General features: G+C 50.4%; 8 protein-coding genes. 1 reads left to right on the top strand and 7 read right to left on the bottom strand.

The genetic code is table 11. The annotated features are described in order from the left end of the window. Positions 1-57: 57 nt before the first annotated feature. Positions 58-543: a hypothetical protein gene (locus ABNT28_RS09185; RefSeq protein WP_332923926.1), complete on the top strand. Its 486-nt coding sequence runs from the start codon at positions 58-60 to the stop codon at positions 541-543. A 93-nt stretch (positions 544-636) separates the two neighbouring features. Here ABNT28_RS09185 and atpF read toward each other — a convergent pair whose 3' ends face one another. From atpF to ABNT28_RS09150, 7 genes are all read right to left on the bottom strand, one after another. Next, positions 637-1125, bottom strand: coding sequence for a F0F1 ATP synthase subunit B (atpF, locus tag ABNT28_RS09180; RefSeq protein WP_332923925.1), 489 nt, complete (start codon positions 1123-1125; stop codon positions 637-639). Further along, a complete protein-coding gene (locus ABNT28_RS09175) occupies positions 1125-1730 on the bottom strand; it encodes a F0F1 ATP synthase subunit B' (RefSeq protein WP_332923924.1) in 606 nt (201 codons plus the stop codon). Before ABNT28_RS09175 ends, atpF begins: the two co-directional genes overlap by 1 nt. Before the next feature lie 65 nt (positions 1731-1795). Next, positions 1796-2023: a F0F1 ATP synthase subunit C gene (locus tag ABNT28_RS09170; RefSeq protein WP_013045974.1), complete on the bottom strand. Its 228-nt coding sequence runs from the start codon at positions 2021-2023 to the stop codon at positions 1796-1798. Between the two features lie 85 nt (positions 2024-2108). Continuing rightward, positions 2109-2870 (bottom strand): F0F1 ATP synthase subunit A, encoded by a 762-nt coding sequence (locus ABNT28_RS09165; RefSeq protein WP_332923923.1) that lies wholly within the window; start codon positions 2868-2870, stop codon positions 2109-2111. Beyond that, the gene (locus tag ABNT28_RS09160) at positions 2863-3237 is read right to left on the bottom strand and encodes an AtpZ/AtpI family protein (protein WP_332923922.1); all 375 of its coding nucleotides are present in this window, start codon (positions 3235-3237) and stop codon (positions 2863-2865) included. Before ABNT28_RS09160 ends, ABNT28_RS09165 begins: the two co-directional genes overlap by 8 nt. A gap of 287 nt (positions 3238-3524) precedes the next feature. After that, a complete protein-coding gene (locus ABNT28_RS09155; RefSeq protein WP_348721444.1) occupies positions 3525-6944 on the bottom strand; it encodes an AAA family ATPase in 3420 nt (1139 codons plus the stop codon). A gap of 31 nt (positions 6945-6975) precedes the next feature. Beyond that, the coding region (locus ABNT28_RS09150; protein WP_348721443.1) for a thioredoxin domain-containing protein at positions 6976-7247 on the bottom strand (272 nt) is incomplete at its 5' end.

Raw genomic sequence — 7247 nt, 5'->3', positions numbered from 1 at the left:
GCGATTAGGACGATTAGGTCAATTGCTGTTAGATGAAAAAGACGTTAGAATGCCTTCATGAAACAGACAAATTTCTCAAAATTCTCATCCTCACGTCTTTTTACCTCTTTGTTGGGCAGCGTGCTATTGGCAACGGCGGCATGTTCTGGTTCAGATGATGTGGTTGTTTGCCCATCTGTATCAGCGCCGGAACAAGGCGCACGGGCCTTTGTTTTGACTGATGATAATAAACAGATCGTCGATGCCCGCTTTAATGGTGTTCGCGCAATTTGTTCGTCGCAGAATGATGGTACTATCAAGATGGAAATAAAGGCAGGTTTTAAGTTAGCCCGCAACCTTAAACAGAATGCCTCAGCCGATGTTGTGGCTATACCTCTTATGTCAGCTGTTCTGGACGCTAACGATGTCGTTATTTCTAACGATGTGTTTGGCTATCGTAACGGTTTTGCTAAAGATGTAGCCAAGCTTTATCCAGTTGCTGACATGAAATTTGAAGTCCCTGTTGGTGGCCGTGTTGTTCTCAGCTTACGCCCCAATCATTAATGCCTAACCATTAATATCTGGCCATCACTTTGGTCATAGCCAAAAGATAAAGGCTCCTTTCGGAGCCTTTTGCAGTCTTTAATATGTGCTGATCTAGTTTAGCTTTTCGATTTCTGCCGCCGCTTCGTCAATCATGGCTAGGCTGGCATCTTTATCCAGCTTGCTGGTGATGATGTCTGTGGCGGTTGCTACTGCCAGACTTGCCGCACGCTCGCGTAATTCGGCAACCATATTGGCTTCAGCGGCCTTGATTTTGGCAGTTGCTTGGGCTTCGCGGCGTTTCACGGCCTCATTGGCATTCTTTTCGGCTGTTTCGCGAATACGCTCGGCGGTTGTTTCGGCATTCTTGATGATTGCTTTTGCTTCGTCGGCAGCCTCGCGATGCAGACGCTGGTAATTCTGCAATTCGTTTATTGCCGCGTCACGTAGCGTTTTTGCTTCTTCAAGATCAGCTCTGATTTTCTCAGAACGTTCATCCAGCATAGTGCCTAGAACAGCACCAGCTTTTTTCCATACCAGAGCAACAAAAAACACAAATGCTACGGCAACCCAGACCGATTCCATTACGATACCGTCTTCCATCAGTTACTCTCCTGCGGGGTTATCGTTTTGGCCAGTGATTTGACCGTTTTTTCAGCTTGTGCCTTGGTTGCCTTAATGCCAGTCAAATGCTGGGTTGCAGCTATAGCGGCGTCAACGGCAACCGCATTGAGATTTTCCATAGCTTCAGCCCGCGCCTTGGCTAGTTTGGCTTCAGCCGCTTGCGCTTTTGTCGCCAATTTTTTGCTCAATTTGGCATTAGCCGCTTCAACGCTTTGTGTTGCTTTCACGGCAGCATCTTTAGCAAATGCGGCAGCCTCAGTTCTAGCAATTTCCAGCGTTTCTTCGTAACCAGCACGAATTTTGGCCGCATCTTCGCTTGCTTCGCGCGCTTTGGCCAGATCATCATCAAGCCTTTTGCGACGTTCTTCAAGCACAGTGCCAATACGTGGCGTTACGATGCGTGACATAATCACATAGCCAACGGCAAACAGCACAATTAGCCAGAAAATCTGCGATGGCCATGTCGTGACATCAAGCTGCGGAAGACCAGGTTTAGCGGCATCCGCTGCAAGAGCAGGCTTAACAATAACTGACATAATCGACACAGCCGATATGCTTGTCCATATTTTACATTGGTTCTTCATTGGTATCCCCTTGCTTGTCTGCCAGTATCCCGACAGACAAGTCATGGAATGAAATAGTTTGCCTTTTAAAGAGCAAACAATAGCAATAGCGCAACAACAAGAGCAAACAGCGCGATAGCTTCGGTCAGGGCAAAACCAAGAATACCGATGCCGAAAACTTCGCTACGTGCCGCAGGATTGCGTGCAATAGAGGTTACTAGTGCCGAAAAGATGTTGCCAATACCAAGAGCAACACCATGAAGAGCGATAACGGCCAAACCGGCACCGATCATTTTTGCAGCTTCTGCGTCCATTTTAATAGTCCTTCCATGTTTAAGACAGTTCGATTAATCAACACCGCTATTTACTACGCTAGCGGAATGCGTTGCGCCTCACCCTCTAGTGAAGATGTAAAGCGTCATTCAAATACATGCATGTCAGAATTGTGAATACATAGGCTTGCAAAACAGCCACCAAAACTTCCAGTCCAGTCAGGCCGATAAGTGCGATAAACGGGAAAACAGATCCAGCCATGGCAGCACCGCCAACACCAGAAATCATCACCGCCAAACCAGCAAAGACTTTCAACATAGTGTGACCAGCAAGCATGTTGGCAAACAGTCGAACCGAAAGGCTGACAGGACGCACAAAATACGAGATCACTTCAATAATGATCAAAAAAGGTATCAACGGCTTTGGCGCACCAGCAGGCACAAAGAAGCTGAAGAAATGCAAACCATGCTTGAACAGCGCGAGAACTGTCAACGCTAAGAAAACAAAGGCTGCCATAACAAATGTCACAACGATTTGTGATGTAAATGTATATGAATAAGGAATCAGACCCAGCAAATTGCCAAACAGCAAAAACACAAACAGGGTGAAAATAAACGGAAAGTAAGGGCGGCCTTCATTACCAACATTGCTACGCACCATATCGGCGACAAACTCATACATCATTTCGGCTAGCCCCTGCATGCGGCCGGGGATCAGTTCACGCTTGCGCATCGCCGATACCAGAAATATTGAGCTCACAACAATAGCCAGCAGCATGAAAAGGCTGGAATTGGTAAAGGAGACGTCTTGACCACCAATTGAAAGATCAAAAATCGGCTTGATCTCGAATTGCGCGACCGGTGAATGCATTCCTTGAGAGTTACTCATTCCTCTCTCGCTCCTTATCTGTATCCGACGCCCGCTTATGTTCGTCGAAATAACCTGCCGCTAAACCGCGACCGGTAAAAATACGCCACACATTAAGCATGCCAGCAATAGCCCCTAGAAAAAACAACACCAACATGAACAGCGGCGTTGTATCCAGCCATTTATCCAGCACCCATCCGATAAAAGCACCGACTATGACACCCGCTACCAGTTCGGTTGCCACCCGGCCCATGATTGCACCCATCCCCTTGGGAAGAGCAGATCGGCTTGGTTTGTCACCACCCTGTTTCTCCTGTTGCATCGCATGGATGCGGCGTTCGATGTCTTTTAGGCGAATATCGCCGCCTTCATTATCATCAACGCTCATACAGCAGTTCCAGACCTCCGGCACATCAGTGCCGATTTATGCCACTATCCAGCAAAGATAGGGGGTGGTTTCCAGTCGATTTTTAAATCACCTTTTTTCGCTTGAGTTTAGCCAAATTCATACATTTTTGCATGATGTTCAGCAATGCTTAAAACGCGCTCAAAATAGGGGACTGCATCGGCTTTTGTCAAGCATTCAATAGGGCCAAATTTGACGCAGCTTGTGGGGGGATTGCGGGGGATGCAAAACTCTTTGATTCAGCCGCACTTTCAGTCTCTAAAAGCAAGCTAAGCTACCGCCGAGTCGCGCATTCTTTCGGCGGCCTGAAGATCAACGGAAACCAGCTTGGAAAGGCCACGCTGTTCCATCGTGATACCAAACAGACGATCCATGCGCGCCATCGTCATCCGGTGATGCGTGATAACAAGAAAGCGGGTGTCGGTTTTGCCGACAATATCGCGAAGCAGGTCACAGAAACGTGCCACATTCGAATCGTCAAGCGGAGCATCGACCTCATCAAGCACACAAATCGGTGCTGGATTGGTCAGAAACACGGCAAAAATAATGGCCAACGCGGTCAGCGCTTGTTCGCCACCAGATAAAAGAGATAGCGATTGTAACCGTTTGCCGGGCGGGCTGGCCATGATTTCCAGCCCTGCTTCAAGCGGGTCATCAGCCTCGGTAAGTTGCAATTCGGCAGTGCCACCACCAAACAGTTTCTTGAATAATTCTTTAAAATGTCCATTCACTTCGGCAAAACTAGCCAGCAATCGCTCGCGGCCTTCGCGGTTCAACTGGCTGATCGCCGCGCGTAATTTGGCGATAGCTGCCAATAAATCTTCACTTTCGGCTTCCATGCTGGCGATGCGGCTGGCGACATCTTCCATTTCGACTTCGGCACGCAGATTTACGGGGCCAATATTGTCACGCTCGCGCAAAAGCCGTTGCACCTTGTCATCCAATGCGGCAACAGGCGGTAATGCGTCTGCCGATTCTACATTGGCAATCTCGGCAATCTGATCAGGCGTACAGTCCAGCTTTTCATGAATGCGGTCTTTAAGGTCCTGCAGCAATCCTTTGCCACGCTCTTGGGCACCTTCGGTGCGAATTTGCGTCTCCCGGGCTTCGCCAAGCGCGCCTTCAGCAATACGTTGCGCTGTTTCAACCTCGCTAAGCTGGCTTTCGGCTTTGACTAACAGATCGCTGGCTTCCTGCCGTGCATCATTGGCCGCTTCCAGCAGATCCCCCATCTCCAGACGCCGTTTTTCTATATCCCCTGGCATCTGCAAAAGGCGTTGCTGTTCCAGCTTGCCACTTTCAAAGCGTGTTTCCAGTTCGGCAACGCGGCTGGCGGCACCATCAAGCCGGCCTTGCCATGCTGTCTGTTCGGCGGATGATGTGGTTAAACGTTCGCCTGCCGAACGCAGAATTTCTTCAAGCCGGGTATCGGCCTGCATCGCTTCACTTAGCCTTTGGCGGGCGTGCTCGGCAGTAGCGCGGCAAGTTGTTTCTTGTTTGGCAAGCATACTTTCGTCGCCAAGTTCGACCAGTTGCATTTCACAGACCTTAATATCGGCAACAAGCGTATCAAGGATCGCGGCTAACTCGGTGGCGCGTTCTTCACCTGCGGCCAGCTTTAGCGCATCTGATTCGGCATGGCGCCGGGCTTCACCAAAGCGTTGTTCACTGGCAATCGATTTCTGACGGGCGTCTTGAACAGCCGCGCGGTTTGCATCGAATGCTTGCTGAGCGGCGGCGGTTTTTTCAACCATCTTTTGGGCGTCTTTGCCTGCTTTAACAGCATCTTTCTCAAGCGCGTCCAGACGACGGCGTTGACGAATACGTTCGGCGCTTCGGTCATTCTGGCTGGCATGCCGCACAAATCCATCCCAACGCCATAGATGACCATTTTTGGTGGTAACAGCTTGCCCGGGGCGCAGTGATGGCTGTATTGACTCGGCGGTGGCTTCATCCTCGACAACGCCTACCCCTGCTAGGGCAACGCTAAGCGCATTTGACCCGCTAACAAAATCACCAAGTGGCAAAGTGCCGTCTGGTGGCGTCAGATCACCATGGGCCATCCCCTCACGCCAATAGCTATGCGTGCCTGCATCGGCTGGGGCGGTCAATTCATCAGCCAGATAGGCTGCCAAGGCTGTTTCCATACCTTCTTCAACCGAAAGCTGATCGACAATTGGCGTGTCTTCATTGTCACCATTATCGGCAAGCAGATATTCTAGCGCGTCGATTTCAGCCTGAATGCGTGTGATATGCGCTTCTGTTTCGCGTTCATCGGCTTTGGTTGTATCGGCAAGTGTCTGTGCATCTCCAAGCGTGTCTTCAGCTTGTTCCAGCATCTTTCGGGCATTGGTAAAATCAGCTTCGGCTTCAATTAGTCCGGTTTTTGATACTTTTGTCTGGGTGCCAAGGGTATCTAGCGACAGATCGGCCAGATTTCGTGATGCTGTTTCACGTCGGGCAAGCAGATCATTCAACCGTGTTGTCAGCCCATTACGTGAGGTTGCCGCTGACCGTAACAGGGCACTGGCATCGGCAAGTGCGGCCTCAGCTGTATTTGCATCTGCGCGGGCAATTTCCAATTCGGCATGTGCAGCTTCACGGCGTGGCGCAGCTTCATCAATCTGTTGCTGTAGTGTTTCGGTTTCACTGGCGAGCGACTCGATGGCGATCTTGGCGTCTTCGCGCAAGCCATTTTCGCGGGTGATGTCGGCGTTAATCTGTGTCTGACGCGCGTCTAGTTGGCTCAAGGCATCCTTAAGTCGGGCTTCCTCGCGGTCAAGTTCGTCATGTCCAATGGCCAAACGTTGATATTCGGCCGCCCGCGCGGCTTCGGCCTCGCGCAAGGGGGGTAATTGCGCCGCCAGTTCACTTCGTGTTGTGGCAATTTTGGCCGCGTCTTCGGTTCTGGTCGCGACCAACAGCTTGGCCTGATTAAAATCGGCTTCGGCATTGGCAAGATCATTCTGCGCGTTTGCCCAGCGGGCAAATAGCAACTGTGCTTCGGCTTGACGGATACGATCCGCAACCGAACGATAACGCGCCGCCTGACGCGCCTGTTTTTTTAATGAGTCGCGTTGTTCGACAAGGCCGGCAATAACATCATCAAGCCGTTCAAGGTTGGTTTCGGCACCGCGCAGACGTAATTCTGCTTCATGCCGGCGGGCATGCAGGCCGCGTATATTGGCGGCTTCTTCCAATAAGGCACGTCGATCCACTGGTTTAGCGCCAACAATCGCGCCAATACGCCCCTGACTAACAATCCCTGACGAACGCGCACCTGTTGCGGTATCAGCAAACAAAAGCTGGACATCACGCGCACGCGCAGGCTTGGCATTGACATAATAGCTACTGCCTTTACCGCGTTCGATCTTACGGGTGATTTCCAATTCGTCATCATTATTGAATTCAGCAGGCGCATTACGCTTGCTATTATCAAGTTTCAAGGTGATTTCGGCAAGGTTGCGGGCTGGGCGTTGGTCGGTGCCAGCAAAGATCACGTCATCCATCTCGCCGCCACGCATTTGCCGTGCCGAGCTTTCACCCATTACCCAGCGCAAACCCTCGACAACATTTGATTTGCCACAGCCATTCGGCCCGACAATGCCAGTCAGTCCAGACTCGATTTCAACTTCGGCCACTTCGGCAAAAGATTTGAAACCTGCCATTTTCAGGGTACGGAAGATCACGTGTTTGCGCTCATTAAATCTCTACAGGAAGCTAGGCGCCATAAGCGTTTATTTCTTCGACAAATTTTTCATAATTCATATTACCTGCCAAAACCTTGTCCTCATTGATGACGAAACTTGGCGTTGAACTGACATTCCAGTCATCAAGTGCTATTTGGCGCATTTCAACAAGCTTTTCCAGCAAAGTCCGGTTGCTCATGGTTTTGTTGAATTCGGCTTCGCTGATTCCGGCAAGGCGGGCAATTTTCATCAAGGCTGCTAGCGGGTCTTCGGCACGAACCCATTGCTTATGTTGCGACATCA

This window comes from uncultured Candidatus Puniceispirillum sp. (assembly GCF_963979125.1).
Taxonomy (GTDB): domain Bacteria; phylum Pseudomonadota; class Alphaproteobacteria; order Puniceispirillales; family Puniceispirillaceae; genus Puniceispirillum.
The sequence above is the reverse complement of the archived record's forward strand: the minus strand, read 5'-3'. Positions and strand labels throughout refer to the sequence as shown.